Below are 25362 nucleotides of genomic sequence, written 5' to 3'. Positions count from 1 at the left end.
CCCTGACCCGGGTGCGGCCGTGCTCCACAAAGGAGTTGATCCTGTGTCGAGACGCCGTATCTCCGCCGTGGTCACCGCCGTCCTCCTCGGCGCCACCGCTCCGGTCCTGCTGCCGGCCACTCCGCCCGCGGCCGCGGCCGTGGCACCCGCCGCGAGCTTCGTGGTCACCGAGGCGCAGTTCAACCAGATGTTCCCGAACCGGAATTCCTTCTACACCTACCGCGGTCTGACCGCCGCACTCGGTGCGTACCCCGGCTTCGCCACCACCGGCAGCGACACCGTCAAGAAGCAGGAAGCGGCCGCCTTCCTCGCCAACGTCAGCCACGAGACCGGCGGACTGGTCCACGTGGTCGAGCAGAACACCGCCAACTACCCGCACTACTGCGACTGGAGCCAGTGGTACGGCTGCCCGGCCGGACAGGCCGCCTACTACGGGCGCGGACCGATCCAGCTCAGCTGGAACTTCAACTACAAGGCCGCGGGCGACGCCCTCGGCATCGACCTGCTGAACAACCCCTGGCTGGTGCAGAACGACGCGGCCGTGGCCTGGAAGACGGCCCTGTGGTACTGGAACACCCAGAGCGGTCCCGGCACGATGACCCCGCACAACGCGATGGTCAACCAGGCCGGCTTCGGGCAGACCATCCGCTCCATCAACGGCTCCCTGGAGTGCGACGGCAAGAACCCGGCCCAGGTCCAGAGCCGCGTGGACGCCTACCGCCGGTTCACGCAGATACTCGGCACGAGCACCGGGGCCAACCTGTACTGCTGAGGGCCGTACAGAAGTTCGTAAAAGGCGTTCAGCGGCAGGTCGGGCATGTGTCAGACTCCGCCGATGAGCTCCGAAACGATCACCGCGGACGCCGCGGGCACCTGGAAACTCGGCGACCACACCGTCGGCCGCATCGGCTTCGGCGCGATGCGGCTGACGGGCAGTGCCGCCTTCCACCTCGGCACCGCGAGCGACCGGGAACGGTCGATCGCCGTGCTGCGCAGGGCGATCGAGCTCGGCGTCAACCACATCGACACGGCCGCCTTCTACTTCTCCTCGCTGCGCTCCGCCAACGAGATCATCAACAGCGCGCTGGCCCCGTACCCCGACGACCTCCTGATCGTCACCAAGGTCGGCCCCTTCCGGAACTACTCGGGGGACTGGGGCACTTCGGCCCGCCCCGACGACCTGCGCGGCCACGTCGAGGAGAACCTGCGCCAGCTCGGACGCGATCACCTCGACGTCGTCAACCTCCGCCGGATGCGGCAGGACTCGATCGCCGAGCACTTCGGCGCCCTCGCGGAGCTGCGCGAGGAGGGCCTGATCCGGCACCTCGGCCTCTCCGACGTCGAACCCCGCCACCTTGAGGAGGCGCAGTCCATCGCGCCCGTGGTGTGCGTGCAGAACCGGTTCGGGCTCGACTCGCGAACCCCCGCCACCGACGAACTCCTGCGGATCTGCGGCGAACAGGGCATCGCCTTCGTGCCGTTCTTCGCCATCGCCGGAGAAGGCGCCTCCCAGGGCGCCACCGGCGCCCACGACGACGCGGTCCTCGCCGTCGCCCGGGCGCACGACGCGAGCCCCGCCCAGATCCGCCTGGCCTGGACCCTCCACCAGGGCCCGCACGTCCTGGCCATCCCGGGCACGGGCAACCCCGACCACCTCGCCGAGAACGTCGCGGCGGGCGCCATCGAGCTCACCGACGAAGAACTGGACACGCTCAACGCCCTGCACCGGCAGGCGGACTGAGCCGCGCGTCCAGCACCCGCACCCATCGGACGAAGGAGAACCTCCGGCATGGCCATCATCCACCGCACCACCCTGAAGCCGACCAAGCTCGAACTGCTCACCGCCTGGCTGCCCACCCGCCCCTGGTACTCCGGCGGCGGCACACCGGAGTTGACCAAGGCCGGCGGATTCAGGCTGGACGACCCGCAGGTCGAGGTCGGGATCGAGTTCATGGTGGTCACCGACACCTCCGGCACCGAGCCCTGCGCCTACCTGGTGCCGCTCACTTATCGCGGCGCCCCGCTGGAGGGAGCCGAGCACGCCCTGATCGGAACCATGGAGCACGGTGTGCTCGGCCCGCGCTGGGCCTACGACGGCTGCCACGACCCGGTGCTGGTGGAGCAGTTGCTTGCCTTCTTCGAGGGCCGGGCCGAGGCGCAGGCACAGAGCGTCACCGACACCCCCGACCGTGAGGTCACCCGCTCCTGCGACGGCCCCGCCCCCTCGGGCCTGCCCACCGCGGTCACCGACGACGACAAGACCACTGAGCTGTCCTTCTCCCGGGGCGCCGCCCTCCGCCTGCACCGCGTCCTGCGCCCGGCCCCGGACGACCCGTCCGGTGTCACCGGCCGGGTCACCGGAGCCTGGAACGCACCGGACGGCACCCGCGAGCGCGAGACGTTCGCCGTCCTCCACAGCGGCACCGAGAGCTAGCAGCACCAAGGGCTAGGGCCGGGTCATCCCAGCCGCTCGCGCAGGAAGGGCACAGTGCTCTCCCAGGCGCGGGCGGCCGACTCGGCGTGGTAGACCGGGCGGCCGTCGTTGAAGAAGGCGTGGTCGGCCGGGTAGCGGCGGAAGTCCGGGGTGATGCCCGACTGCCGCTCGATCGTCTCGGCCAGCTGGTCCACCGCCTCCTTGGGGATGGCCTGGTCGAGCTCGCCGAAGTGCCCCAGGATCCGGGCCTTCAGCCCCGAGAAGTCGGGAGCCTCGCCCTGGATCACGCCGTAGAAGGGCACGGCGGCGCTCACCCGGGGGTCGGCCGCGGCGAGGTACAGCACGAAACCGCCGCCCATGCAGAAGCCCACCGCGCCGACCGTCTCCGAGGTGACCTCGGGCAGCGACAGCAGATGGTCGACGGCGCCGGAGAGCAGCTCCACACCGCGGGCCACCGGCAGGTCCTGCATCATCCGCAGGGCCTCCTGGCTCTCGTGGGCGACATTGCCGCCGTAGAGGTCGGGGGCGAGAGCGACGAAGCCCTCCCGGGCGAGGCGGTCGGCGACGTCGGCGATGTGGTCGGTCAGACCCCACCACTCCTGGATGACGATGACACCCGGGCCGCGCCCCGAGGGCGGCAGCGCCAGATAGCCGTGGGCGGTGGTTCCGCCGCTGGGGAAGGTGACGTTCTGGTGGGCGGGGGCTCCGGTCGACTTCGGCCGTTCGGTCATGGCGTTCGACTCCTGTGCGGCAGTCCGGTGACGGGCGTGCCGGGGCCGGGACCCCGGCGGTGATCACCACCCTGTCACGCACCGCGCGGCCCGCCCACGGCGCCCCCGCGAACCCCTCTCGGCCCGGACTGGCGCCCCGGAAGTTTTACGTATAACCTCTCCCGTCAACCACCCACCCCGAGAGGTTCCGATGAGACGCGTCGCCCTGGTCACCCTCGTCGTCGGCGACTACGACGAGGCGATCCGCTTCTACACCGGCGCGCTCGGTTTCCACCTCGTCGAGGACACCCCCCGCCCCGACGGCTCCCGCTGGGTCGTCATCCGCCCGGACGCCCGTGAGTCGGGCACCGACCTGCTGCTGGCCCGCGCCAAGGACGAGGGCCAGCGGGCCCGCGTCGGCGACCAGACCGGCGGGCGGGTCGGCTTCTTCCTGCACACCGACGACTTCACCCGCGACCACGCCCGCATGCTCGCCGCGGGCGTGACCTTCCTGGAGGAGCCCCGGCACGAGCCCTACGGCTCGGTCGCCGTCTTCCAGGACCTCTACGGCAACCGCTGGGACCTGCTCCAGCCCGCCGGCTGACCCTCCTCCCGCTCCGAACCGCCCGTTCAAAGAAAGCCCCACCCATGACTGCTACGCGCGTAGACGCCGATGTGATCCGCCGCCTCCCCAAGGCCGTCCTGCACGACCACCTCGACGGCGGCCTGCGCCCCGCCACCGTGGTGGAACTCGCGGACGTGGTCGGCCACACCCTGCCCACCACCGACCCGGAGGAACTCGCCGCCTGGTACGTCGAGGCCGCCGACTCCGGTGACCTGGTGCGCTACATAGCCACCTTCGAGCACACCCTCGCCGTCATGCAGACCCGCGAGGGCCTGCTGCGCACGGCCGAGGAGTACGTCCTGGACCTGGCCGCCGACGGCGTCGTCTACGGAGAGGTGCGCTACGCCCCCGAGCTGAACACCCGGGGCGAGCTGACCATGAGCGAGGTCGTCGAGACCGTCCAGGAAGGCCTCGCCGCCGGAATGGCCAAGGCGGCGGCCGCGGGCACCCCGGTCCGCGTCGGCACCCTGCTGTGCGGCATGCGGATGTTCGACCGCGTCCGCGAGGCCGCCGACCTCGCCGTCGCCTTCCGCGACGCCGGTGTCGTCGGTTTCGACATCGCCGGCGCCGAGGACGGCTTCCCGCCCGCCGACCACCTCGCCGCCTTCGAGCTGCTGCGCCGCGAGAACGTGCCGTTCACCATCCATGCCGGCGAGGCGCACGGACTGCCCAGCATCCACCAGGCCCTCCAGGTCTGCGGCGCCCAGCGCATCGGCCACGGCGTCCGCATCACCGAGGACATCCCCGACCTCGCGTCGGGCAAGCTCGGCCGCCTCGCGGGCTGGGTGCGCGACCGCCGTATCGCGCTGGAGATGTGCCCGACGTCCAACCTCCAGACGGGTGCGGCCACCTCGATCGCCGAGCACCCGATCACCGCCCTCAAGGAGCTGGGCTTCCGGGTCACCCTCAACACCGACAACCGGCTGGTGTCGGGCACCACGATGACCCGCGAGATGACCCTGCTGGTCGAGGAGGCGGGCTGGACCGTCGAGGACCTGCGCACCGTCACGGTCAACGCCCTCAAGAGCGCCTTCCTCCCGTACGACGAGCGCAAGGCCCTCATCGAGGACGTCGTCCTGCCGGGCTACACGCTCTGAAGCAGCCCTCGGACGTAGGCGGCCTGTCCGGCGTGCTGGAGATCGTCGGACAGGACGCTGACCAGCCGGACGCCGAGGCTGACCGGCGGGTCCCAGCGCTCGTCGACGATGCGCTCGTAGTCCTTGGCGGTCAGCCGGCGCAGACACCCCAGGGTCTGCTCGTGCACCGCGTCGTAGTACCCGGTCAGCAGGTCGCCGGAGCCGACCCGCACTTTGGCGACCTTCGCCGCGGTGTGGCCGTAGCCGGTGTCCCGGGCGGGCAGGTCGAGACCGAAGCGCTTCTCCCAGCCCTGGGACAGCCACACCTGGTCGAGCCCGAAGGCGTCGGCCACGTGGTCGTCCTGGACCCGGGTGAGGTGCCAGACGAGCCAGGCGACGGAGTTGGCGTCGGCCGCCGGCCGCGCGTTCAGGCCGCCGGGGTCGAGGCCCTCGACGGCGGCGTGGACTTCTTCCCGGATGCGGCTGTACGCGTCGATGAGGATGTCCTTGGCATGCATGCACTCCAGCGTCGCGCATCCGGGCCGGTTACGCGTCCTGCGTCTCCAGAAGCGCCATGAGCGCCCGGGCCGCCGGGCTGGTGGCCTGGGAGGGCGGCAGCAGGGCGACCGTCTCGTACACGGTCTCGCCGGTGCCCTTCACGGGGAGCGCGGTGAGCGACTTCCGCTTGTGCCGGAAGTGCCGCGGCACGACCGCGACACCGAGGCCCTCCTCCACCAGGTCGAGCAGCGTGTGGACGTCGTTGACCTCCAGTGCCACGCTGCGGCGGACACCCGCGGCGGCGAAGACGGAGTCGGTGGTCCGGCGCGGACCCCAGTCGGGGTGGAAGTCGACGAAGACCTCGTCGCCCAGATCCTCCGGGGTCACGGCGGCACCGGCGCGCGCGATCGGGTGGCTGGCATGGCTCAGCACGATCATCGGCTCACTGGTCAGCGGTACGGCGCGCAACTGGTCGGTGTCCTCCCGCTCCCCCCGCACGGCGAAGGCCAGGTCGAGGCGCCCCGCCGCGACCTCCTCCGCGAGCGCACCCGAACCCGCCTGCCGCAGACAGATCTCCACATCCGGATGCTGCCGCCGGAACGCGGCGAGCAGGCTCGCCAGATGCACCCCGGCGATGCACTGCTCCGACCCGAGCGCGAGCATGCCCCGCAGCACCCCCTGCACCGCGGCCACCGCCTCGTGGGCCGAGCGCACCTGTGCGAGGATGCGCTCCGCCTCGGTCAGCAGGGCCCGGCCGGCCGGCGTGAGCGTCACCCGGCGGGTGGTCCGCACGAACAGCGGTGTCTGGAGCTCCCGCTCCAGCGCCCGGATGGAGGCGGACAGACCGGACTGGGACACCATCAGCCGCTCGGCGGCCCGGGTGAAGTGCTGGTCCTCGGCGACCGCGACGAAGTGCTGAAGATGGCGCAGTTCCATGATTGAGAAGCTTATCCGCTGAATTCCATCGGATTCTTCTGTTGGACCAATGCCCCCAGGTCGCGAAAGAGTGGACAGGGTTCTCAGGACATCGGTTCTCAGGACCTCGGTCCGCAGAACGCCGTGCCAACCCCTCTGGAGTCGCGTTGTACACCGCACACACCGACCGCTACGCGGACATGCCCTACCGGCGCACCGGACGCAGCGGCCTGAAACTTCCCGCGATCTCGCTCGGCCTGTGGCACAACTTCGGCCCGGCGGACCGTACCGTCGAGACCCAGCGGGCCATCCTGCGCCGCGCCTTCGACCTGGGCGTCACCCACTTCGACCTCGCCAACAACTACGGCCCGCCCCCCGGCGCCGCCGAGTCCGCGCTCGGCGAGGCCCTGAAGGCCGACTTCGCCCCGTACCGCGACGAGCTGATCATCTCGACCAAGGCCGGCTATCTGATGTGGCCCGGCCCGTACGGCGAGTGGGGCTCCCGCAAGTACCTGCTGTCCTCGCTGGACCAGAGCCTGACCCGCATGGGCCTGGACTACGTCGACATCTTCTACTCGCACCGCCCCGACCCGGAGACTCCGCTGGAGGAGACGATGGGTGCCCTGCACTCCGCGGTCCAGCAGGGCAAGGCGCTCTACGTCGGCATCTCCAACTACTCGGCCGAGCAGACCCGTGAGGCCGCCCGCATCCTCGGCGAGCTGGGCACCCCGCTGCTCATCCACCAGCCGCGCTACTCGATGCTCGACCGCCGCCCCGAGGACGAGGGCCTGCTGGACGCGCTGGACGAGCTGCGGGCCGGCTCCATCGTCTTCTCCCCGCTGGAGCAGGGCCTGCTGACCGGCCGCTACCTCGACGGCATCCCGGAGGACTCCCGGGCGGCGAGCGACAGCCCCTTCCTGAACTCCGAGGCGGTCACCGAGGATCTGGTGGGCCGGCTGCGCTCCCTCGACGACATCGCCAAGTCCCGCGGGCAGACGCTGGCCCAGCTGGCGCTGGCGTGGGTGCTGCGCGGCGGCCGGGTGACCTCCGCCCTGGTCGGCGCGAGCAGCCCGCAGCAGATCGAGGACAGCGTCGGCGCCACCCGCAACCTGGACTTCGACGCGGAGGAGCTGGCCCGCATCGACGCGATCGTCAGGGTCTGACCCGCCCGCGTCCGTGCGGGGCGCACGCGTCCTGCCCGCGTCGGGGCCGCCGATCGATGAGATCGGCGGCCCCGACGCCGTGGGTCATCCGATCCGCTCCTGAATCCGTACGGTCACCGAGTCCCCCGCCTCCTTCCCGATGGCCCGGCGCACCTCGGCCTTGACCGGCAGCATGTGGGTGCCGTCGCCGAGCGCCATGAAGGAGCTCTGGAAGGGGTGCCCGTCGATCGTCCCGCGGACCTTGACCAGTCCCCGGGTGCCGAAGTGCTCCACGGAGGCCGGCCAGCGGACACAGGTCCAGCCGCCCTTGCCTTCGTTCTTGCTCAGGACCGCGGTGAATTGCGCGTCCACTTCTCCGGTCGCAGCCATGACGTCCTCCGCTCGTGGTGGTCCCCCTGCTCAAGAGACCGCCGCGAGCGGCAGAACTCATCGCCCGGCCGGCCTGCTCAGACGGCCCCGGCCGGGACCCGGTCCAGGAAGCCGACCACGGTCACGATCCGGCCGTCCGTGTCCAGCGTGATCACGTCGGAGCCGGCCACCGGTGCCGAACCGTCGGTTTCGTTCACCAGTTCCCAGGAGAAGCGGGCCGTGTCATGGTGGCCGTCGACCCGGCCGGCGAGCCGGAAGGCGAAGCCCGGGAACTGTTCGTGAGCGGCGGCGATCACGGCGGCGAGCCCGTCGTGGCCGGTGACGTCGGCCAGCGGGTCGGTGTAGCTGCCGTTTGCGGTCCAGGCCGCGGCGACCGCCTTGGCCCGCGCCTGGGGCTCGCGGGCGTTCCACGCCTCGAAGTAGCGGGCGACGGCACTGTCGTAACGATCGGTGTTCGCGGGCATGGGCGATCAACCTCCATCGAGGACACAACTGCTGGTCGGAGCCCGGATCCGCACTGTCGGCGACCCGGTACCGCAACCATGCCCGCGATGCCCGGGGTGGTCGATTACCCCCCAGGTAATGACGGCGGTGGCATGCTCTCGCCATTTTTCGGCCAAGCCTGGGGGTGAATGTGCCAGGAGACTGGCCGGAAAGATGTGGTGACAGTGTTTCGGTAGTGAACATACTCGTCTGCTAGGGCCTTCACAGTCGGCGAAGGACCCGTCACGGACAGCGCATGAGCCGCGCGCACAGCAGACGAGCCGCACCGAGAGCGAGACCCGGCCGAGAAGGCCGGCGGAGCAACGGGGGAGTGGATCGTGCACGACGAGTTCTTATGCCACGTCACGGGGTACGGCACCTGCGGCGGCCGGCGCATCGGTGTCCCCCTCGGAACGTACCGCGCCCCGACCCTCGCCCTCGCCCTGTGGTGGCTGCGCGACCGGGCCTCCTGGATCGCCGACCGGCTGGACCCCCTGCCCGAGGCTCCGCACTTCCCGGCCGGCGCGCTCGTGCCGGTGGCCGACACCGTGCTCGACGTGCCCGCCGTACTGCGCGTGTGGTGTGCCGACATAGCCCAACAGGGGCTGGTCGCCGACGAGTTGGCCGCCGGGCGGCTAGTGCGGATCGCCGCCTGCGACGACACCACCGAGTACGAGCTGCTGGCCGAGTCCGTGGACGCCCTGCGCATGCAGCGCATGGCCTCGGCCCTGTTCACCCCCGTCGCCTGACCGGTCCGGCAGCTCCGCACCAGGCGCACTTGTGGACTAATCGGTAGAATTCTGGCATGGCGGAGCGGCCGGTCGCACCGACGGCGCCCGAGCTCGTCCTGGAGACCGATTCCGGCTCCACGGTGATGAGCCCGGGCCATGACTACCATGTCGGGCGCGACCCGTTGAGCGACATCGTCATCGACGATGCCCGGGTCTCGTGGCACCACGCGGTGCTGCGACCCGAGGCCGACCACTGGACGCTCGAGGACGAGGACAGCACCAACGGCACCTATGCCGACGGCCGCCGCGTCCACGCGTGGGACGTCGGACCCGGCAGCGTGATCCGCTTCGGCAGCCCCGCCGACGGCCCGTGCGCCGTCCTGGCGAACCTTCCGCCCCCGGTCCCGGAGCGCCCCTCGGCGGTCTCGATGCCCGGCCTGACCGGCACCTTCCGGCAGCCCACGACCGTACGCCCGCTGCCCTCCCGGACCGTGCGCATCGGCCGCGCCGACGACAACGACCTGGTCATCGACGACCTGGTGGTCTCCCGCCGGCACGCGGAACTGCGCGCGCTGCCCGACGGGACGTACGAGATCGTCGACCTCGGCAGCCACAACGGCACCTTCCTCAACGGTCTGTCCGTCACCCGCGCCCCGGTCGGCCCCGGTGACATCGTCGGCATCGGCCACTCGGCGTTCAGCCTGGTCGGCGACCAGTTGCAGGAGTACGTCGACACCGGCGAGGTCTCCCTCGACGTGCAGGACCTCACGGTCGCCGTCGACCACGGGCGCAGGATTCTGCTCGACGATGTGTCGTTCCCGGTCGGGGAGAAGTGTCTGCTCGCGGTCGTCGGCCCGAGCGGCGCCGGCAAGTCCACGCTCCTGAACGCCCTCACCGGCCAGCGCCCCGCCGACCACGGCACGGTCCTCTACGACGGCCGTGACCTCTACCGCGACTACGCCGAGCTGCGCCAGCGCATCGGCCTGGTCCCGCAGGACGACATCCTGCACGCCCAGCTGACCGTCCGCAGCGCCCTGTCCTACGCCGCCGAACTTCGCTTCCCGCAGGACACCGCCCGGGCCGAGCGCCGCGCCAGGGTCGACGAGGTGATCGGTGAACTCGGCCTGGAGGAGCGCGCCGGGCAGCCCGTGCACAGCCTGTCGGGCGGACAGCGCAAGCGGGTCAGCGTCGCCCTGGAGCTGCTGACCAAGCCGTCCCTGCTCTTCCTCGACGAGCCGACCTCCGGTCTGGACCCCGGCATGGACCGCTCGGTGATGCACATGCTGCGCGGCCTCGCCGACGACGGCCGCACGGTCATCGTCGTCACCCACAGCGTCCTGAGCCTCGACGTCTGCGACCGGCTCCTCGTCCTCGCGCCCGGCGGGCGGATCGCCTACTACGGGCCGCCCGAGGACGCGCTGGCCTACTTCGGCTTCACCGAGTGGCCGGAGGCCTTCGAGGCCTTCGAACGCGACCGCGACCGGGACTGGGCGGGGGAGTTCCGCACCTCGCCCGCGCGGCGCCGGTACGTCCTGGACGCGACCGCCCAGCCCCGGCGGCCGCGCGAGGGCCCCGTGGTCATCACGCCGCCCGCCCGGCCCCGCAGCCGCGGTGCCCAGCTCGGCACGCTGGTCCGGCGGTACGCGGCCGCACTCAGCGCCGACCGCACCTTCCTCGCCATCATGATCGCGCTGCCGTTCGTCATGGGCGCCATGGCCCGTGCCCTGGCCGGCAGCAGGCTGACCCAGGAGACGGCGATGAACGCGCTGCTCATCCTGTGCGTCGGCGGAGTCCTCACCGGCGCGGCCAACGCCGTCCGCGAACTGGTCAAGGAACGGGTGATCTACCGGCGCGAACGGGCCGTGGGGCTGTCCAGATCGGCGTACCTGATGTCCAAGGTCGTGGTCCTCGGCACGATCACCGTGGTGCAGGCCGTGGTGCTCACCCTGGTCGCGCTCCTCGGTGTCGACCTCAACGCGCCCGGCGGCGAGGGCGTGTTGATGCCGCCCCTTGTCGAGATCACGGTCGCCGTGGCCCTGCTGGCCTTCACGGCGATGATGCTCGGCCTGCTGGTCTCCGCGCTGGTGCGCAAGGAGGAGGTGACGATGCCGCTGCTGGTGCTGCTCGCCATCGTCCAGGTGGTGTTCTGCGGAGCCCTGCTGAAACTCGACGGCGTGCCGGGGCTGGAGCAGCTGTCCTGGCTGGTGCCGTCGCGGTGGGCGCTCGGCGCGATGGCGGGCACCATCGGCCTGGCCCGGATCGTCCCCGGCGAGCTGACCGCCGATCCCGCCTTCCAGCACTCGGCCGGGGTGTGGCTGCTGAACATCGCCATGCTGGCCGTACTCTCGGCGGCCTTCGGCTACGTCGTCATCCGACTGCTGCGCCGCCACGAGCCCGCCGTGATGCGGAAGTAGGGCCCGCGATGACGACCCCCGGCTTCCGGCCCACCCACGTCGTCCCCCAGCACGGCATGCCCGCCTGGGAGGCGCCCGACCCGGCCCGTCCCACCGTGCCCCTCGACGCCCTGCTGCCGGTCCAGATCGTCGAGCGGCTCGGCGAGTGGGCCCGCGTCCTGTGCGCCAACGGCTGGTCCGCCTGGGTCGACGGCCGCCACCTGCTCGCCGTCCCCCAGGACCCGCCGCTGCCCGGCGGCCCCCTCACCCCCACCGCCGACCCCCGCCCGCTGCTCGCCCGCGCCGAACAGACCCTGGCCCGCTACCGGGCCGCGGTCGAGGAACGCACGTCCGGCACCCTGGAGGGCGAGGCCTTCCAGGGCCGGACCCGGGGACTGCGCATCGGTGTCGTCGTGGACGGGGAGTCCATGTGGCTCTACGACACGGACCAGGCCCGCTGGGTGTACGCGGACGGCACCCGGCTGAGCACCTACGCCACGGACGAGGCGCCCCGCGCCACCGCGGCCCCCGGCCGGGACGACGGCCCGCGCACCGCCGCACCGGCTCCCGCCGCCCCCGGCGGCCATGCCCCGACCCAGGTCGTGACGCCCGATGGCGCATGAGGCGAGCCTGTTCTCGGGCCGCCCCTCCGAACTGGTCGGGCAGCAGATCGCCGGCTACCGCATCGAGCGGGAGATCGGCCGGGGCGGCATGGCCGTCGTCTACCGGGCCCGGGACCTGAGGCTGGACCGGACCGTCGCGCTCAAGCTGCTCGCCCCCGAACTCGCCCGCAACGACACCTTCCGCCGCCGCTTCACCCACGAGTCCCATGTGGCCGCCGCGATCGACCACCCCAACATCGTGCCGGTCTTCGAGGCGGGCGAGACGGACGGCGTCCTGTACATCGCGATGCGCTACGTCCCCGGCAGGGACCTGCGCCACCTCCTGGACCGCGACGGACCCCTGCCGCTGGCGACCGCGGTCCGGATCGCCGCACAGGTGGGTTCCGCGCTGGACGCCGCCCACGAGCACGGCCTGGTCCACCGGGACGTCAAGCCCGGCAACATCCTGGTGGCCCGCGGCACCGACAGCGACCACCCCGAGCACGTCTACCTCACCGACTTCGGCCTGACGAAGAAGTCCCTGTCCCTGACCGGCTTCACGACGGTCGGCCAGTTCGTCGGCACCCTCGACTACGTGGCCCCCGAGCAGATCTCCGGCCGCCCGGTCGACGGCCGCTGCGACGTCTACGGCTTCGCCTGCGTCGTCTACGAGACCCTCGCGGGCCGCCCGCCGTTCCGGCGCGACGACGACATGGCCCTGCTGTGGGCCCACCAGTACGACGAGCCGCCGCCCCTGTCGGATTCCCGCCCCGGCCTCGCCGCGCACCTCGACCCGGTCTTCGCGAGGGCCCTGGCCAAGAGCCCCGAGGACCGGTTCGACTCCTGCCTCGCCTTCGTCGCCGCCCTGCGCGGCGCCCCGGCGGGCGGCCACCCGGCCACCGCGGTAGCCCTGGGCGTCGTGGCGGCGGGCGAGGAGCGGCCGAAACCGCCGCCCCGGTGGGCCGAGCCGGTCTTCCGCGGGCGCTGAGCCCTCAGCCCTGGCCGAGGCCGCCCAGCGGCACCCGCCGGGCCAGCATCCTGCGGTGCCGGATACGCCAGCCGTCGGCGGTCCGCACCAGGGTGTCCTCGTACGTCACCGAGCCGCACGAACCGTCCGCCATGACGCCCAGCCCCTTGGAGCGGGCCCGCACCCGGTCCTCGGCCACCTCCTCGACGACCACGTTGGTCACGTGGTGGGCGACGGGGTTCGCGGCCCCGAGGGCGAGGGCCGCCGCGGTGAGTGAGTCGATCCCGGTGATCTCGCCCTGGCCGAGATCGGACATGTCGTAGACGACGTCCGGGGTGAAGATCTCGGCCTGGCGGTCCAGCTCGCCGCCGTCCACCAGGTGTCCGTGCAGTGCGATCAACTCCGTGACGGCCAGCCGGTCTTCGAGTGCCAACGCCATGTGCTGCCCCTTCCTCGACGGGACGCACCCTCCCATGATCGAGGTCACCGTTTCCAGCCGTTTCCGGCCATGCCCCGTCGTCGCACCGGACGCGCCAGCAGCGCCCCGAGGAAGCCGGTGACCAGCCCCCACAGCACGGCCAGGCCCACCGCGGTCCACAGCTCGGGCTTGAGGGACAGCTGCCCGCCGAGGCCGCCCAGGTCGCCGATGCCGAGCACCGACAGGCCGTAGCGGGCGGAGATGCGGCCGACCAGGCAGATCATGAGCACCGTGAGAGCGAGGGCCACGGCCATGTGCAGGGAGTGCTGCCAGGCGCGCACCCGGGCGGGCGAGCGGGCCGCCATCACGAACGCGGCCATGAGCAGCAGGAGCGCGGTGACGACCACGAGCCACCACACGCGGCCGTCGTACTCGGCGAGGCTGCTCAGATCGAGCGCGGCGGTGTCCGAGGAACGCAGCACCTGGTCCAGCACATGCGGCATGGGCAGCCCGAAGGGGCCCTCCACCCGGCCGTTCCAGGTGGCCCCGAGACCGACGGTGAGCGTGAGCCAGACGAGGTTCGGCATGCCGAGCAGGACCACGGCGAGGGTCTCGGCGGCGTGGCCGCGGGTCGCTGCGACGACCAGTGCGACGAGCGTCCCGAGGACGACCCAGGTGAGCAGCAGGACGACCATGGCGTACGCGGCGGGGCGCACCGATGCCTGGAAGCGCAGCAGTCCGGCCGGCAGTGGGGCCCCGCGCGACACCAGCAGCGCGAGCACCAGTACCCCGGCGGCCCAGAGCAGGCCGAAGAGGAGGGTGGAGGGCACGTCGGTGGTGAAGCCCACCCTCGGCGTGACCCCGAACAGGTCCGTGATGTCGCCGACTGCGGCGTCCCCGACGGAGAGCGTGAACATCTTGCGGGCCGCGTAGGCCAGGCCGAGGAGCGCGAGCAGCCAGAGCACGAGGATCCGGGCGGCCCAGCCCGCCAGCTCCGAGGCGCCGGCGACGGCCCGGTGCCGCAGCGGGCGCAGGAAGCCCGCGGCGAGTGCCAGCGCCCCCGTGAGCGTCACGGAGAGCGGGATCACCGTGAGTCCGCCCTGGGTGTCGGCCAGCCCTCCGACGTCCCCCGCCAGCTCGACCGTGCCGCCGACGGCGGTGACGACGGTCGCGGCGACGACCCGGGGAAAGGCGTTGTCCGGCAGGTCCGCCGCGCCCGCCGCCCACAGTCCCAGCGCGGCGACCGCCCCCATGACGATCACCGCGCCCAGCACGGTGGCCACGGCCTGGAGCCAGCCGTGGCGGGCGACGACTGCCTGCTCAAAGGGGGTTCGGGCACTCACCCTGCCACGCTAAGCAGCCCGGGGCCGGGGCGCCCGCCGGGAGGGCCGTCCGCGTCGGCTTGCGGGCGGACCGGGGCCGGAGCACACAATGAGAGGGTCGTGGACATAAGCGACCAAATGCGGTAAAAGGTGCGGGGCTCCCGCGCCGGGAAGAAGGGCCTCGTGAGCGCCGAATCTCCGTCCTCCGGCCGCCCCACAGGACCGCCCTCGGGCCCCCTGTCCGGCCCCTCCCAGCCGCCCCCGGGCGGCCCGCCCTCGCAGCCGCCGAGCAGCAGCGGCGGCGGCGCACCCCCGCCCGAGCCCCACCACCCGTGGTGGCGGTCCGTGCCGCGGGTCGCGGTGCTGGCGACGGTCGTGGTGGCCGCCGTGGTCCTCGCGGTCGTCTTCACCCGCTCCGACGGCGGAGGAGGCTCGGGCGCCGGCTCGGGCGGCGAGGTCTTCCTCCAGGCCGCCGGCAAGTCGGGACCCGACCCGTTCACCGAGTCCACGGCGACGGACAACTCCGCCCCGCCGATCTCGCCCTCCCCGACCTCCGAAGCGCCCACGAACGCGGTCCGCGGCGTCGACGGCGGCGCCCCCGGCCTCTACGGCGGCACCCGCAAGGTTGCCAGTTGCGACGTGGAGAAGCAGATCAGCGCCCTGCAAGCGGCCCCCGCGAAGAACAGGGCGTTCGCCTCGGTCGCCGGCGTCGCCCCGTCCGAGGTCCCCGCCCACCTGCGCGCGCTCACGCCCGTGCAGCTGCGCATGGACACCCGCGTCACCAACCACGGCTACCGCGACGGGACCGCCACCAGCTACCAGGCCGTCCTCCAGTCCGGGACCGCGGTCCTCGTCGACGGCCACGGAGTGCCCCGGGTGCGCTGCGCCTGCGGCAACCCGCTGACCCCGCCCATCGCCCAGCAGGCCGCCCCGAGGCGCACCGGTGACACCTGGTCCTCGTACCGCCCGGCGAACGTCGTGGTGGTCGCACCCTCGACGACGGTCATCAACATCTTCGTCATCTACGACCCCGACGGCGACCACTGGATCGGCCGGCACCGCGGCGACACCGGGGGCAAGGACCACAAGACCGACCCGCCCAAGCACCACCCGTCCCCGTCGGTGAGCGTGCTCACGCCCACCCCGCCGACGTCCCCCACGCCGAGTTCTCCCTCGCCGTGCGTCTCCACGAGCCCCGACGCCGATCCGGGTCTCACGCCCGGCGTCACGGAGACCCCCAACGGATCGGCCTCCCCGTGCCCGCCGACGTCCACCGCCCCGTCCGCACCGCTGGTCAGCCCGGAAACGCCCTCCTCCGAGAGCTCCGATCCGGGGACCACGGAGCAGGACTCGCCCGATTCGTCACCCCCGTCGCCCCCGCTGGCATCGGACACCACGGAAACGGGAACCACGCAGTCGGCGTCCACGTCGGGAATCCCGGGGCCGCTGACGACGTAAGGGCCGTCACGGTGACTCGGGGACTGCGATGCGCGGCTCGGGGTACGAGCACTGGTGCAACAGCGTCCGGCCAGTCCGGCTTCCGAGAGAGAAACGCGTGATCGAGCACCTGGACGGGGCAGTGATACCGACTGGTTTCGACGTGCCCGTGGAACCGCTGCGGCGGGCGGCACACTACACCGGTGATCCGGGATGCATCGCCGAGGCGAGAGCCTTCGCCGCGGGCTTCCTGGAGCAGCTCAGGACCGAGTGGTGCGCCGACGTGGGACGCCGTGCCCAGGACGAGGTGCTCCTGGTGGTCAGCGAACTGGTCACCAACGCCGACCGGCACAGCAACGGGCCGTACATCCTGGAGCTGGAGGGCACGGACCTCGCCGTGGCCGTCGTGGTCTACGACAGCAGCGCCGCCCTGCCCCGGCGCTTCCCCCGTGATCCCCGGCGGGTCGGCCGGCACGGACTGGAGATCGTCCACGCGCTGGCCGCCGAGGTCGCCGTCGAGCGCGTACCGGTCGGCAAGCGTGTCCGCGCCATCATGGGCCTGAACGGCCGGTGAGCCGCCCTTCCGGGCGGCTCCCGTCCATGTGACCCCCCGGTCGGCTCAGGCGCAGCCCAGCTCGCCCAGCATGCCCTCGCGCAACCGTGTGATGATCCGCTTGATCAGCCGGGACACATGCATCTGCGAGCAGCCGAGCCGCTCACCGATCTCCGCCTGTGTGGCCTCCTCCACGAACCGCATATGGATGATCTGCCGGTCTCGGTCGCTCAGCTCCGCCATGAGCGGGGCGAGGGACTGGAAGTCCTCCACGAGCCGCAGCCCGTCCTCCTCGACACCGATGAAGTCGGCGAGAACCGACTCGCCGCCCTCGGGGCCGTCACCGGTGAGCGCGGCGTCCAGGGACGAGGAGTTGTAGCCGTTGGAGGCGATCTGCCCCTCGATCACCTCGTTCTCGGAGATGTTCATCAGCGTGGCGAGTTCGGCGACCGTCGGCTCCCGGTCCAGCCGGCTGGCGAGCTCCTCACGGGCCTTGGCCAGCTCCACGCGCAGTTCCTGGAGCCGGCGCGGCACATGCACGGCCCACGTGGTGTCACGGAAGAACCGCTTGATCTCGCCGACGATGTAGGGCAGCGCGAACGAGGTGAACTCCACCTCACGGGCCAGCTCGAAACGGTCGATGGCCTTGATCAGGCCGATCATCCCGGTCTGGACGATGTCCTCCATGTCGTCGCCGCGGCCGCGGAACCGGCCGGCCGCGAACCGCACGAGGGACATGTTCATCTCGATGAGCGTGTTGCGGGCGTACTGGTACTCGTGCGTGCCTTCTTCGAGTGCGGCCAAACGGTGGAAGAACTGACGGGACAGCTCACGGGCGTCCCTCGGGGCCACGGTCTTCGGATCCTCGACTCCCGGCAGCGGCCCGTCACCCGTCGTCCTGGTCCCGGCGGTCTTTTCGACGACCTGTGCCTCCGACCGGATCACGGCGGTGTCCATTACCTCTCCCACGAAAGTCACGGCTCGACGTCTGCCTCTTCGGCCTCGGTTGTTGTTCCGGTCCTGCGTCACGTGTGCGGACTACGAGTACCCGGACGGCGGCGACGTATGCACGTCTCCACCCAGCAGCGAGCTGCCCCCGGGCCCTCCTGCTCAGCGCGTACCCGGGCTGTGACGACGCATGCCCGCCGGGTGGCGGCGCGGCGCAAAATCGCTGGTCGTCTCACCCGCGCGTGGCGACGACCAGTTCGTGCAGGTAGCGCTTGGTCACCGTACCCCCGAACCGCCCCTCGATCAGTTCGCGCAGGTCGCCCAGCAGGCCGTGCCGGGCGGTCTCGTCGAGGGCGCGATGGCCTGAATACGTGTGCAGTACGTCGATGTACTCGTCGGCGGAGTAGGTGATGTCCTGGAGGTACCTGGTCACGCCGACGTCCTGGAAGCCCTCGGCCCGCTCCAGCTCACCCGTGTCCGTGGCCACCTCCGCCTGGTCCCGCAGCAGCAACCCGGGCGGTGTGGCCGGATCCCAGCGCCGGTAACAGGGCTGGGAGAGGTGGAAGAACTCGGTGGTACCGCCCGCCACATGGTCCGTGGTGACGACGGCGAGCCGGCCGCCCGGGCGCAGCGCCTGCGCCGTCTTCGTCACCCGCACGACCGGATCCAGCCAGTGGAACGCGGTGGCGCACACGACCAGGTCGAACGGCTCACCCGGCAGCGGCCACCGCTCGAAGTCCGCGACCTCCACGTCCACCAGGGGAAACTCCCGCAGCCGCCGCCGGGCCACGGCCGCCATGGAGGGCCCCAGTTCCACGGCGGTGACCCGGCAGCCGAAACCGGCCAGCGGGACGGTGAGTTGACCGGTGCCGGGCGCCACTTCCAGGACCCGGCTGTCCGGGCCGAGGCCGGCCACCCGTGCCAGGTCCCGGACCAGGGCGTCGGGGTAGCGGGGGCGGGCCCGGTCGTACAACTCCGCGACCTCGTCGAACGTCTCGCGCAGCATCGTTCCGGCACCCCTTCGCGATCGTGATTCCACCGAGGGCAGAATGCCGATCCCTTCCCCTGTGGTCCAGGGAATTTAGTCTGAAGAGGTGAGCAACCAAGCGCCGAACGAAGCCCGCGTCATCCCCCTGCGCCCGCCCGCCGGCCGCCCGGGGACCGCCCGCCCAGCGTCCGAACGCCCCGCCACCACCGCGCCCCGCCCGCGGCCTGCGGCCCCCGCTCCCGGCGAGCCGCACGCGCCGAAGGAACCCCTGTGGCGGGACCTGGTGGGAGACGTCCTGCGGCGCGAACGCCTCGCCCAGGAACGCACGTTGAAGGAGGTCGCCGACGAGGCCCGGATCTCCATGCCGTATCTGTCGGAGGTGGAGCGCGGCCGCAAGGAGGCCTCCTCGGAGGTGCTCGCGGCCGCCGCCCACGCCCTCGGCCTGGGACTCGGCGAGCTGCTGTCGCTGACCCAGGGGGAGCTCACCCGCCGCCGCGCCGACAGGAGCCGCGGCCGCTCCACGGCGCCGTACAACGGACTCTGCCTGGTCGCCTGACGCGGCCCCTGCCCGGCCGGTGCCTCAGACCATCGCGAGGCGCCGGCTGAGCACCTCGTCGGCGAGTCCGTACGCCACCGCCTCCTCGGCGGTGAACACCTTGTCGCGGTCCATGTCCGCGCGCAGCGTCGCGATGTCGTGGTGCGTGTGACGGGCGAGGACCTCCTCCACCTGGCCGCGGATCCGCACCATCTCCTTGGCCTGGAGGGTGAGATCGGAGATCATGCCGCGGCTGCCGCCGCTGGCCGGCTGACCGAGCAGGACGCGCGCGTGCTCCAGCACGAACCGCCGCCCGGGATTCCCGCCGGCCAGCAGGACGGCCGCCGTGGAGGCCGCCTGGCCGACGCAGCACGTCGAGATCGGCGCCTTGACGTAGGACATCGTGTCGTAGATCGCCATCAGCGAAGTGAACGAGCCGCCGGGGGAGTTGATGTAAACCGAGATCTCGCTCTCCGGAGCCGAGGACTCCAGATGCAGCAGCTGCGCGATCACGACGTTGGCCACCCCGTCGTCGATCTCGGTGCCGAGGAAGATGATCCGTTCGGAGAGCAGCCTGCTGAACACGTCGGAGGACCGCTCGCCGTGCGCGGTCCGCTCGGTGACGTAGGGAATCGTGTAGTTCGCCATGTCACAGCCCCATCCGTCGCTTCGACGCGGCCGGGCGGACGTCGGCGAGCGACTCCAGCACCCGGTCCACCATGCCGTACTCCCTGGCCTCCTCGGCCGTGAACCAGCGGTCGCGGTCGCCGTCCCGGGCGATCGTCTCCGGGCTCTGGCCCGTGTTCTCGGCGATGAGCTGTTCCATGGTCCGCTTGGTGTGCTCCAGGTTCTCCGCCTGGATCTCGATGTCGGCGGTGGTGCCGCCGATGCCCGCCGACCCCTGGTGCATCATGATGCGCGCGTTCGGCAGGGCGTACCGCTTGCCGGGTGTGCCGCCGCACAGCAGGAACTGGCCCATGCTGGCCGCGAAGCCCATGGCGAGCGTCGAGACGTCGTTGGGGACCAGCCGCATCGTGTCGTAGATCGCGAGGCCCGCGTGTACCGAGCCGCCGGGGCTGTTGATGTACAGGCTGATGTCGGTGCGCGGGTCCTCCGCGGACAGGATCAGCAGTTGCGAGCAGACCCGGTTCGCGGAGACCTCGTCGACCTGGGTGCCGAGGAGCACGATCCGCTGCCCGAGCAGTTGGGCGGCCAGCTGGTCGTCGAAGCGGCCGGGAGGGGTGTCGCCCTCCTCGGCCCGTGGCAGGAGCGGGGTGAGTGGAGTCATGGGTTCTCCTCGTCGGAGGGGTGATGCCGTCGACTCCACTGTTGACCTCGGACGACGCCCGCAGACCGGTTCTCTGCCGGTGGCAGATTCGCCACGGGCAGAGCGGCGGTCGGGCAGGGTGCCGGCAGGGGCCGCTCAGCCCTTCTCGCGCAGTTGCCGGAAGAACGCGCGCACGTCCTCGACCAGCAGGTCCGGCTCCTCCATCGCCGCGAAGTGGCCGCCGCGGTCGAGTTCGGTCCAGCGCACGATGTTCTCGGTCCGCTCCGCCTTGTGGCGCAGCGGGATCTGCGGATCGCCGGGGAAGGACGCCACCGCGGTCGGGGCGGTCGAGGGTTCGTGCGGAGCGGCGATCCGGTCACCGCGGGTGTGGGCGCGCTCGTAGTAGATCCGGGCCGAGGAACCCGCCGTCCCCGTGAGCCAGTACAGCATCACGTTGGTGAGCATCCGGTCCCGGTCGACGGCCTCCTCGGGCAGCCGGTCGGAGTCGGTCCACTCCTGGAACTTCTCGACGATCCAGGCGAGTTGGCCGACCGGGGAGTCGGTGAGCGCGTACGACAGGGTCTGCGGCCGGGTGGCCTGGAGCTGGGCGTAGCCCGTCCCGTCACGGAACCACGCGGACCACCGGCGCCACGAGGCGAGCGTGCGTTCGCGCTCCTTCGGGCTCAGCGGCTGAAGTTCCTCCGGGGTCGGTTCGGTGGCGGCCTGTGCGCCGGGCAGCAGGTTGAGGTGGATGCCGATGGCCCGGCCGGGGTGGACGCGGCCCAGCTCGCGGGAGATGCCCGCGCCCCAGTCGCCGCCCTGGGCGCCGAACCGGTCGTAGCCCAGGCGTGTCATCAGCTCGGCCCAGGCGTCGGCGATCCGGCGGGCCTCCCAGCCGGTCTGCCGGGTGGGCCCGGAGAACCCGAAGCCGGGGATGCTCGGCAGCACCACATGGAAGGCGTCGGCCCGGTCGCCGCCGTGCGCCGCGGGATCCGTCAACGGCCCGACGATGTCGAGGAACTCGACGATCGAGCCCGGCCAGCCGTGCGTGATGATCAGCGGGGTGGCGTCGGGCTCGGGGGAGCGGATGTGCGCGAAGTGCACGTGCGCGCCGTCGATCTCGGTCGTGAACTGCGGCCACTCGTTCAGCCGCGCCTCGGCCGCCCGCCAGTCGTACTCGTGCCGCCAGTACCGCACCAGCTCGCGCAGATACTCCGCCGGAACGCCGTACGCCCAGTCCACCCCGGGCAGTTCGTCGGGCCAGCGGGTGCGGTCGAGACGGTCGTGGAGGTCGGCGAGATCGCTGTGCGGTATGTCGATGCGGAAAGGATGAAGGCCGCTGTCGGCGGACGGAGACGTCATGACCGGGATGCTAGTTCCGAACGGTGTAGAGGCCACCCGGATTAACCGCCGCGCGAGCGATGAGTTTCGCGGCGAGTCCCGGTCGATACAGATGACAGCGTTCAACAAGCCCAGGAGGGTACCCATGGCGACCAACGGTTTCACCACGTGTCTCTGGTTCGACGGCCAGGCCGAGGAAGCCGCCCATCACTACGTGTCGATCTTCAAGAACTCCAGCGTCGGCCGGGTCGTCCGCTACCCCGAGGGCGCGCCCCAGCCCGCCGGCAGCGTCCTGACCGTCGAGTTCACCGCCAACGGCCACAGGTTCGTGGCGCTCAACGGCGGCCCTGAGTTCACGTTCAACGAGTCGGTCTCCTTCGTGATCTCCTGCGAGAACCAGGAGGAGATCGACTACTACTGGACCAAGCTCATCGAGAACGGCGGGGAGCCCGGCCCCTGCGGCTGGCTCAAGGACAAGTACGGGGTGTCCTGGCAGGTCGTCCCGGAGGGCCTCGACGACATGGTCGCCGACCCGGACCCGGAGAAGGCGGCCCGCGTGACCAAGGCCTTCATGGCGATGACCAAGTTCGACATCGCGGCCCTGGAGAAGGCCTACGCCGGCGCGTGACGCGCGTGACGCGCGGGTGCGGCGGCGGGGCCACGGTCCATGAGGGCACCGTGGCCCCGCCGTCATCGCGTCTCGGCCAGGATCTCCGCGATCACATGCCGTGAGGTCTGTGCCACCGGCGGGTTGGTGTGCCAGTAGAACGGCAGCGCGATGACCGCGATCGACAGCGCCCAGGCCCGGCCGCGCGCCCACTCGGCCGCGTCGGCCCCCACCGCCTCGCGGAAGACGTCACGGGCCTCGGCGGGCAGCACGCACCACGCGGGGATCAGATCGACGGCCGGATCGCCCACGCCCACGGTCGCGAAGTCGATCACCCCGGTGAGCCGCCCGCCGTCGACCAGCAGATTGCCCGCCATGAGGTCGCCGTGCGCCCACACGGGCGGCCCGCCGTACACGGGCAGGCCCAGCGCCTGTTCCCAGACGGCCGCGATCGCCCCGGTGTCCGCCCGCCCCTCCAACTGGGCCAGCGCCTCGCGCAGGTAGGGGTCGCGGGCCGCCAGCGGCACACCTCGATATCCGGTCGGTCCGTCGCCGGGTTCGATCCGGCGCAGGGCACCGACGAACTCCGCGAGGTCCTTGGCGAGCAACTCGGGCTCCGCCAGGGCGCCGACGACCGGATTGCGGCCCTCCAGCCAGCGGTACACGGACCAGGGCCACGCGAACCCGGCACCGGGCACGCCGACACCGACCGGCTCGGGTGTCGCGACGGGCAGCCCCGGCCCCAGCCGGGGCAGCCAGACCTGCTCGTGCTCCACGTCCCCGACGGCGCCGGGATGCCGGGGCAGCCGCACCAGCAGGTCCGCACCGAGCCGGAACACCGCGTTCTCCGTCCCGGACGACTCCAGCCGCTCCACGGACCGCCCCGACCACTCGGGGAACTGCTCCCCGACCAGCCGGCGGACGAGCGCCGCGTCGACATCCACTTCACCGTCACGCATCTTCAGGGCACACACACGCCCCAGTTCAGCGGTCGACGCCCCGCCTGTCGAACGAATTTGACGCTACGGCCTCCCGCGCGGCCGCAGGCCTACGGCGTCCCGCGCCGCGCCTCCTCGCCGATCACGCGGGTGATCTCCCGGGCCATGCGCAGGATGCCGGGGGAGCGCACCGGGCAGGGCCGGGGGGTGGACGTGGTGGGGGCCAGACAGAAGTGCAGGTAGTCCTTGTCGCGGTGGAGGGCGGTGCGGTCGCGGTCGGGCTGGGTGCAGTAGTCGGGATGTGCGCGCTCGTAGGGGGTGCACGGCAGGTGCTGCACCCAGGTCTGCCGGGCCCCGGCCGGGCTCACCGTCCGGCCCGCGTCGGCCACGAGATCGCCCGAGGCCGCGGCCTGCTTCGCGTAGAGCCCGTTCACCCACCGCACCCGGTCCGGGGTGATCGGGTCCGGGCCCTGCGCCACCCACACGATCCGCGGGCGCTTCGCCCCGCCCGCCGCGGCGATCTGCTCGGTGAGCCGCTCGGCGTCGGCGGTGTACCGGCGGACGTACTCGGCGCGGGAATCGGCGTAGGTGATGCCGTCCATGCACCAGGTGTAGCCCCACGCGTTGCCCCAGAACTGAAGGACCACGAAGTCCGGACGCAGCGACCGCACCAGCGCGGCCGCCTTGTCCCGGTCCGGCACCAGGGAACGCGCCCCGGTGCCCTCCAGGTAGTCGCACAGGGTGGTCCCGGAGTAGGGGGCGGCGGTGTACCGCGCGCGCAGGTCCCGGCCGAGCTCCTGGCCCAGCGCCCGCTGGTTCTCCGTCGCCAGCGAGTCGCCCAGGTACAGGACGGTGGGCGCCTTGGCGGGCGGGCGCGGGGAGGCGGCCGCCCGCCGGTGCTCGGTGGGGGCCGCCGACGGGCCCGTCACGTCCGGCGAGGGCGGCGGCGCCTCCGGGCCCGACGCCGGATCCGTGCACGCGCCGAGCAGCAGCCCGGCGAGCAGCACTCCCACGACCCACGCTCTGCGCATACCACCACTCCCGCCCCTGCCCCCGAAACGGCTCCCCAGGCAAGCACAGCCGGGCACCGGGCGGAAGACGCGCGGCGGGCTCTGCGACGCGGGCCCGTCTCACACGCGGTCGGCGGCGATCAGCAGGTACTGGAAGCTGCCGTTGCGGTAGGCGGTCAGGAAGGTGTCCTCGATGCCCGTGACCAGGTGGTCGGCCTGCTTGCGCAGCTCCCAGTAGGGGATCGCCGCCGCGGTGAGGTCCTCCACATGGACGGGCACCAGCCGGTTTCTGGCCATGGCCCGGAAGTACGCCGAGCGAGGATGGATGTCGCAGATGTAGTGGGCGTTGATCAGGGAGACCTCGCGGGAGGCCTGCCCGTAGGTGTCGTTGTAGCAGCCGGTGATGACGGCATAGCGTCCGCCGCGGCGCAGCAGCCGGGCGTGCTCGGCGAACAGCAGGTCGAGTTCGACGTACATGGTGGACTCGTTGTTCCACGACGCGGCGAACGCCCCGGACGGCAACCCGGTGTCCAGCATGTTCCGGTGGTGGTAGCGGACCAGGTCGTCGATGCCCCGCTTGCGGGCCTGCGCGTTCGCGAACTCGGCCTGCTTGGCGGAGATCGTGACCCCGTCGGCCTCGCAGCCGTACCGCAGGTGTGCGACGACGCTGCCGCCGCCCCGCCCGCAGCCGGCGTCGAAGACGCGGTCACCGGGGGAGAGGGGCCCGAGCCGGGAGGCGAGGAGCTCGGCCTGCGCGTGTTCCAGACGGTGCAGTTCCGCGGTGATCCGGTCGCGCCGGCGGACCGGGTCGGGGTAGTCGAGGACGGCGAGGTCGACGTCTCCGATGCCGTAGTGGTGGTGGTAGAGGTCGTCGAGCTTTCCGAGTTCGAGGTTGACCGGGTTCTCCTCGGCGTTCCAGTAGTCCGCGACGCGGTTCTGGTACGTCGACTGGGTCGGCACCGGTGCGGTCGTGGTGACGGCGTCGGCGGTCGTCAACAGGGGCTCCTCGTGAGGCGTCTGACGTGACGTCAG

29 protein-coding genes are annotated in these 25362 nt (G+C 71.8%); 14 read left to right on the top strand and 15 right to left on the bottom strand.

Annotated features, from left to right (window positions below):
• The first annotated feature begins 43 nt into the window (after positions 1–43).
• From SLINC_RS02865 to SLINC_RS02855, 3 genes are all read left to right on the top strand, one after another.
• Positions 44–772, top strand: coding sequence for a chitinase (locus tag SLINC_RS02865; RefSeq protein WP_067426284.1), 729 nt, complete (start codon positions 44–46; stop codon positions 770–772).
• A 63-nt stretch (positions 773–835) separates the two neighbouring features.
• A complete protein-coding gene (locus SLINC_RS02860) occupies positions 836–1741 on the top strand; it encodes an oxidoreductase (protein ID WP_067426281.1) in 906 nt (301 codons plus the stop codon).
• Between the two features lie 48 nt (positions 1742–1789).
• A complete protein-coding gene (locus SLINC_RS02855; protein ID WP_067426279.1) occupies positions 1790–2434 on the top strand; it encodes a maltokinase N-terminal cap-like domain-containing protein in 645 nt (214 codons plus the stop codon).
• A gap of 23 nt (positions 2435–2457) precedes the next feature.
• On the opposite strand, the gene SLINC_RS02850 is transcribed toward SLINC_RS02855, so the two are convergent.
• Positions 2458–3165, bottom strand: a complete 708-nt coding sequence (locus SLINC_RS02850) for a dienelactone hydrolase family protein (protein WP_067426276.1) — start codon at positions 3163–3165, stop codon at positions 2458–2460.
• Between the two features lie 190 nt (positions 3166–3355).
• Here SLINC_RS02850 and SLINC_RS02845 point away from each other — a divergent pair, with 190 nt between their 5' ends.
• Both SLINC_RS02845 and SLINC_RS02840 read left to right on the top strand, forming a co-directional pair.
• Entirely contained in the window at positions 3356–3748 is a 393-nt protein-coding gene (locus tag SLINC_RS02845) for a VOC family protein (protein ID WP_067426274.1), read from the top strand.
• Positions 3749–3792: 44 nt separating this feature from the next.
• On the top strand, positions 3793–4866 hold the full coding sequence (locus SLINC_RS02840) for an adenosine deaminase (protein WP_067426272.1): 1074 nt from the start codon (positions 3793–3795) through the stop codon (positions 4864–4866).
• Here the strand turns inward: SLINC_RS02840 and SLINC_RS02835 are convergent.
• Both SLINC_RS02835 and SLINC_RS02830 read right to left on the bottom strand, forming a co-directional pair.
• Positions 4854–5363 (bottom strand): mycothiol transferase, encoded by a 510-nt coding sequence (locus SLINC_RS02835; protein WP_067426271.1) that lies wholly within the window; start codon positions 5361–5363, stop codon positions 4854–4856. The genes SLINC_RS02840 and SLINC_RS02835 overlap by 13 nt on opposite strands.
• A gap of 28 nt (positions 5364–5391) precedes the next feature.
• A complete protein-coding gene (locus SLINC_RS02830; protein WP_067426269.1) occupies positions 5392–6279 on the bottom strand; it encodes a LysR family transcriptional regulator in 888 nt (295 codons plus the stop codon).
• Between the two features lie 146 nt (positions 6280–6425).
• On the opposite strand from SLINC_RS02830, the gene mgrA reads away from it, so the two are divergent.
• On the top strand, positions 6426–7421 hold the full coding sequence (gene mgrA / locus SLINC_RS02825; RefSeq protein WP_067426267.1) for an L-glyceraldehyde 3-phosphate reductase: 996 nt from the start codon (positions 6426–6428) through the stop codon (positions 7419–7421).
• 84 nt (positions 7422–7505) lie between these two features.
• Here mgrA and SLINC_RS02820 read toward each other — a convergent pair whose 3' ends face one another.
• Positions 7506–7790, bottom strand: a complete 285-nt coding sequence (locus SLINC_RS02820) for a DUF1905 domain-containing protein (protein WP_067426265.1) — start codon at positions 7788–7790, stop codon at positions 7506–7508.
• A gap of 77 nt (positions 7791–7867) precedes the next feature.
• Complete coding sequence (locus SLINC_RS02815) at positions 7868–8254, bottom strand: nuclear transport factor 2 family protein (RefSeq protein ID WP_067426263.1); 387 nt, start codon at positions 8252–8254, stop codon at positions 7868–7870.
• 357 nt (positions 8255–8611) lie between these two features.
• Between SLINC_RS02815 and SLINC_RS02810 the strand changes: the two genes are divergently transcribed.
• The 4 genes from SLINC_RS02810 to SLINC_RS02795 are packed head-to-tail and all read left to right on the top strand — an operon-like array spanning position 8612 to position 12987.
• On the top strand, positions 8612–9022 hold the full coding sequence (locus tag SLINC_RS02810; protein WP_067426262.1) for a hypothetical protein: 411 nt from the start codon (positions 8612–8614) through the stop codon (positions 9020–9022).
• A gap of 56 nt (positions 9023–9078) precedes the next feature.
• Positions 9079–11418, top strand: a complete 2340-nt coding sequence (locus SLINC_RS02805) for an ABC transporter ATP-binding protein/permease (RefSeq protein ID WP_067426261.1) — start codon at positions 9079–9081, stop codon at positions 11416–11418.
• A gap of 8 nt (positions 11419–11426) precedes the next feature.
• Positions 11427–12020, top strand: a complete 594-nt coding sequence (locus tag SLINC_RS02800; protein ID WP_067426259.1) for a hypothetical protein — start codon at positions 11427–11429, stop codon at positions 12018–12020.
• A complete protein-coding gene (locus tag SLINC_RS02795) occupies positions 12010–12987 on the top strand; it encodes a serine/threonine-protein kinase (protein WP_067426257.1) in 978 nt (325 codons plus the stop codon). The genes SLINC_RS02800 and SLINC_RS02795 overlap by 11 nt, the downstream gene beginning before the upstream one ends.
• A 4-nt stretch (positions 12988–12991) precedes the next feature.
• Here the strand turns inward: SLINC_RS02795 and SLINC_RS02790 are convergent, their stop codons facing one another.
• A complete protein-coding gene (locus SLINC_RS02790; protein WP_067426255.1) occupies positions 12992–13405 on the bottom strand; it encodes a nuclear transport factor 2 family protein in 414 nt (137 codons plus the stop codon).
• A 44-nt stretch (positions 13406–13449) separates the two neighbouring features.
• Positions 13450–14727: a streptophobe family protein gene (locus tag SLINC_RS02785; RefSeq protein ID WP_067426253.1), complete on the bottom strand. Its 1278-nt coding sequence runs from the start codon at positions 14725–14727 to the stop codon at positions 13450–13452.
• A gap of 162 nt (positions 14728–14889) precedes the next feature.
• Between SLINC_RS02785 and SLINC_RS02780 the strand changes: the two genes are divergently transcribed.
• Together SLINC_RS02780 and SLINC_RS02775 are read left to right on the top strand one after the other, a co-directional pair.
• Positions 14890–16164, top strand: coding sequence for a DUF6777 domain-containing protein (locus SLINC_RS02780; RefSeq protein WP_182449138.1), 1275 nt, complete (start codon positions 14890–14892; stop codon positions 16162–16164).
• A gap of 97 nt (positions 16165–16261) precedes the next feature.
• Positions 16262–16717 (top strand): ATP-binding protein, encoded by a 456-nt coding sequence (locus SLINC_RS02775; protein WP_067426252.1) that lies wholly within the window; start codon positions 16262–16264, stop codon positions 16715–16717.
• 45 nt (positions 16718–16762) lie between these two features.
• Here SLINC_RS02775 and SLINC_RS02770 read toward each other — a convergent pair whose 3' ends face one another.
• Both SLINC_RS02770 and SLINC_RS02765 read right to left on the bottom strand, forming a co-directional pair.
• A complete protein-coding gene (locus tag SLINC_RS02770; RefSeq protein ID WP_067426250.1) occupies positions 16763–17653 on the bottom strand; it encodes an RNA polymerase sigma factor SigF in 891 nt (296 codons plus the stop codon).
• Positions 17654–17876: 223 nt separating this feature from the next.
• The gene (locus SLINC_RS02765) at positions 17877–18650 is read right to left on the bottom strand and encodes a class I SAM-dependent methyltransferase (RefSeq protein WP_067426249.1); all 774 of its coding nucleotides are present in this window, start codon (positions 18648–18650) and stop codon (positions 17877–17879) included.
• 88 nt (positions 18651–18738) lie between these two features.
• Between SLINC_RS02765 and SLINC_RS02760 the strand changes: the two genes are divergently transcribed.
• Entirely contained in the window at positions 18739–19188 is a 450-nt protein-coding gene (locus tag SLINC_RS02760) for a helix-turn-helix domain-containing protein (protein ID WP_067426247.1), read from the top strand.
• Positions 19189–19212: 24 nt separating this feature from the next.
• Here SLINC_RS02760 and SLINC_RS02755 read toward each other — a convergent pair whose 3' ends face one another.
• The 3 genes from SLINC_RS02755 to SLINC_RS02745 form a co-directional block, all read right to left on the bottom strand.
• Positions 19213–19815, bottom strand: a complete 603-nt coding sequence (locus tag SLINC_RS02755; protein WP_067426245.1) for a ClpP family protease — start codon at positions 19813–19815, stop codon at positions 19213–19215.
• Position 19816: 1 nt separating this feature from the next.
• Positions 19817–20455, bottom strand: a complete 639-nt coding sequence (locus SLINC_RS02750; RefSeq protein ID WP_067426243.1) for a ClpP family protease — start codon at positions 20453–20455, stop codon at positions 19817–19819.
• Between the two features lie 135 nt (positions 20456–20590).
• Positions 20591–21796 carry an epoxide hydrolase family protein gene (locus SLINC_RS02745; RefSeq protein ID WP_067426241.1) on the bottom strand — a complete coding sequence of 402 codons (1206 nt, stop codon included), beginning with the start codon at positions 21794–21796 and terminating at the stop codon, positions 20591–20593.
• Positions 21797–21920: 124 nt separating this feature from the next.
• On the opposite strand from SLINC_RS02745, the gene SLINC_RS02740 reads away from it, so the two are divergent.
• Positions 21921–22403, top strand: a complete 483-nt coding sequence (locus tag SLINC_RS02740) for a VOC family protein (protein ID WP_067426238.1) — start codon at positions 21921–21923, stop codon at positions 22401–22403.
• A 62-nt stretch (positions 22404–22465) separates the two neighbouring features.
• Here the strand turns inward: SLINC_RS02740 and SLINC_RS02735 are convergent, their stop codons facing one another.
• From SLINC_RS02735 to SLINC_RS02725, 3 genes are all read right to left on the bottom strand, one after another.
• Positions 22466–23341, bottom strand: a complete 876-nt coding sequence (locus SLINC_RS02735) for an aminoglycoside phosphotransferase family protein (RefSeq protein ID WP_067444852.1) — start codon at positions 23339–23341, stop codon at positions 22466–22468.
• An 89-nt stretch (positions 23342–23430) separates the two neighbouring features.
• Complete coding sequence (locus SLINC_RS02730; RefSeq protein ID WP_067426236.1) at positions 23431–24351, bottom strand: SGNH/GDSL hydrolase family protein; 921 nt, start codon at positions 24349–24351, stop codon at positions 23431–23433.
• A 99-nt stretch (positions 24352–24450) separates the two neighbouring features.
• A complete protein-coding gene (locus tag SLINC_RS02725; protein WP_067426235.1) occupies positions 24451–25326 on the bottom strand; it encodes a geranyl diphosphate 2-C-methyltransferase in 876 nt (291 codons plus the stop codon).
• Between the last annotated feature and the right edge of the window lie 36 nt (positions 25327–25362).

It is taken from the genome of Streptomyces lincolnensis (assembly GCF_001685355.1).
GTDB classification, from domain to species: domain Bacteria; phylum Actinomycetota; class Actinomycetes; order Streptomycetales; family Streptomycetaceae; genus Streptomyces; species Streptomyces lincolnensis.
Note: the sequence above shows the minus strand (reverse complement) of the source record. Positions and strands in the feature narration are given on the sequence as shown.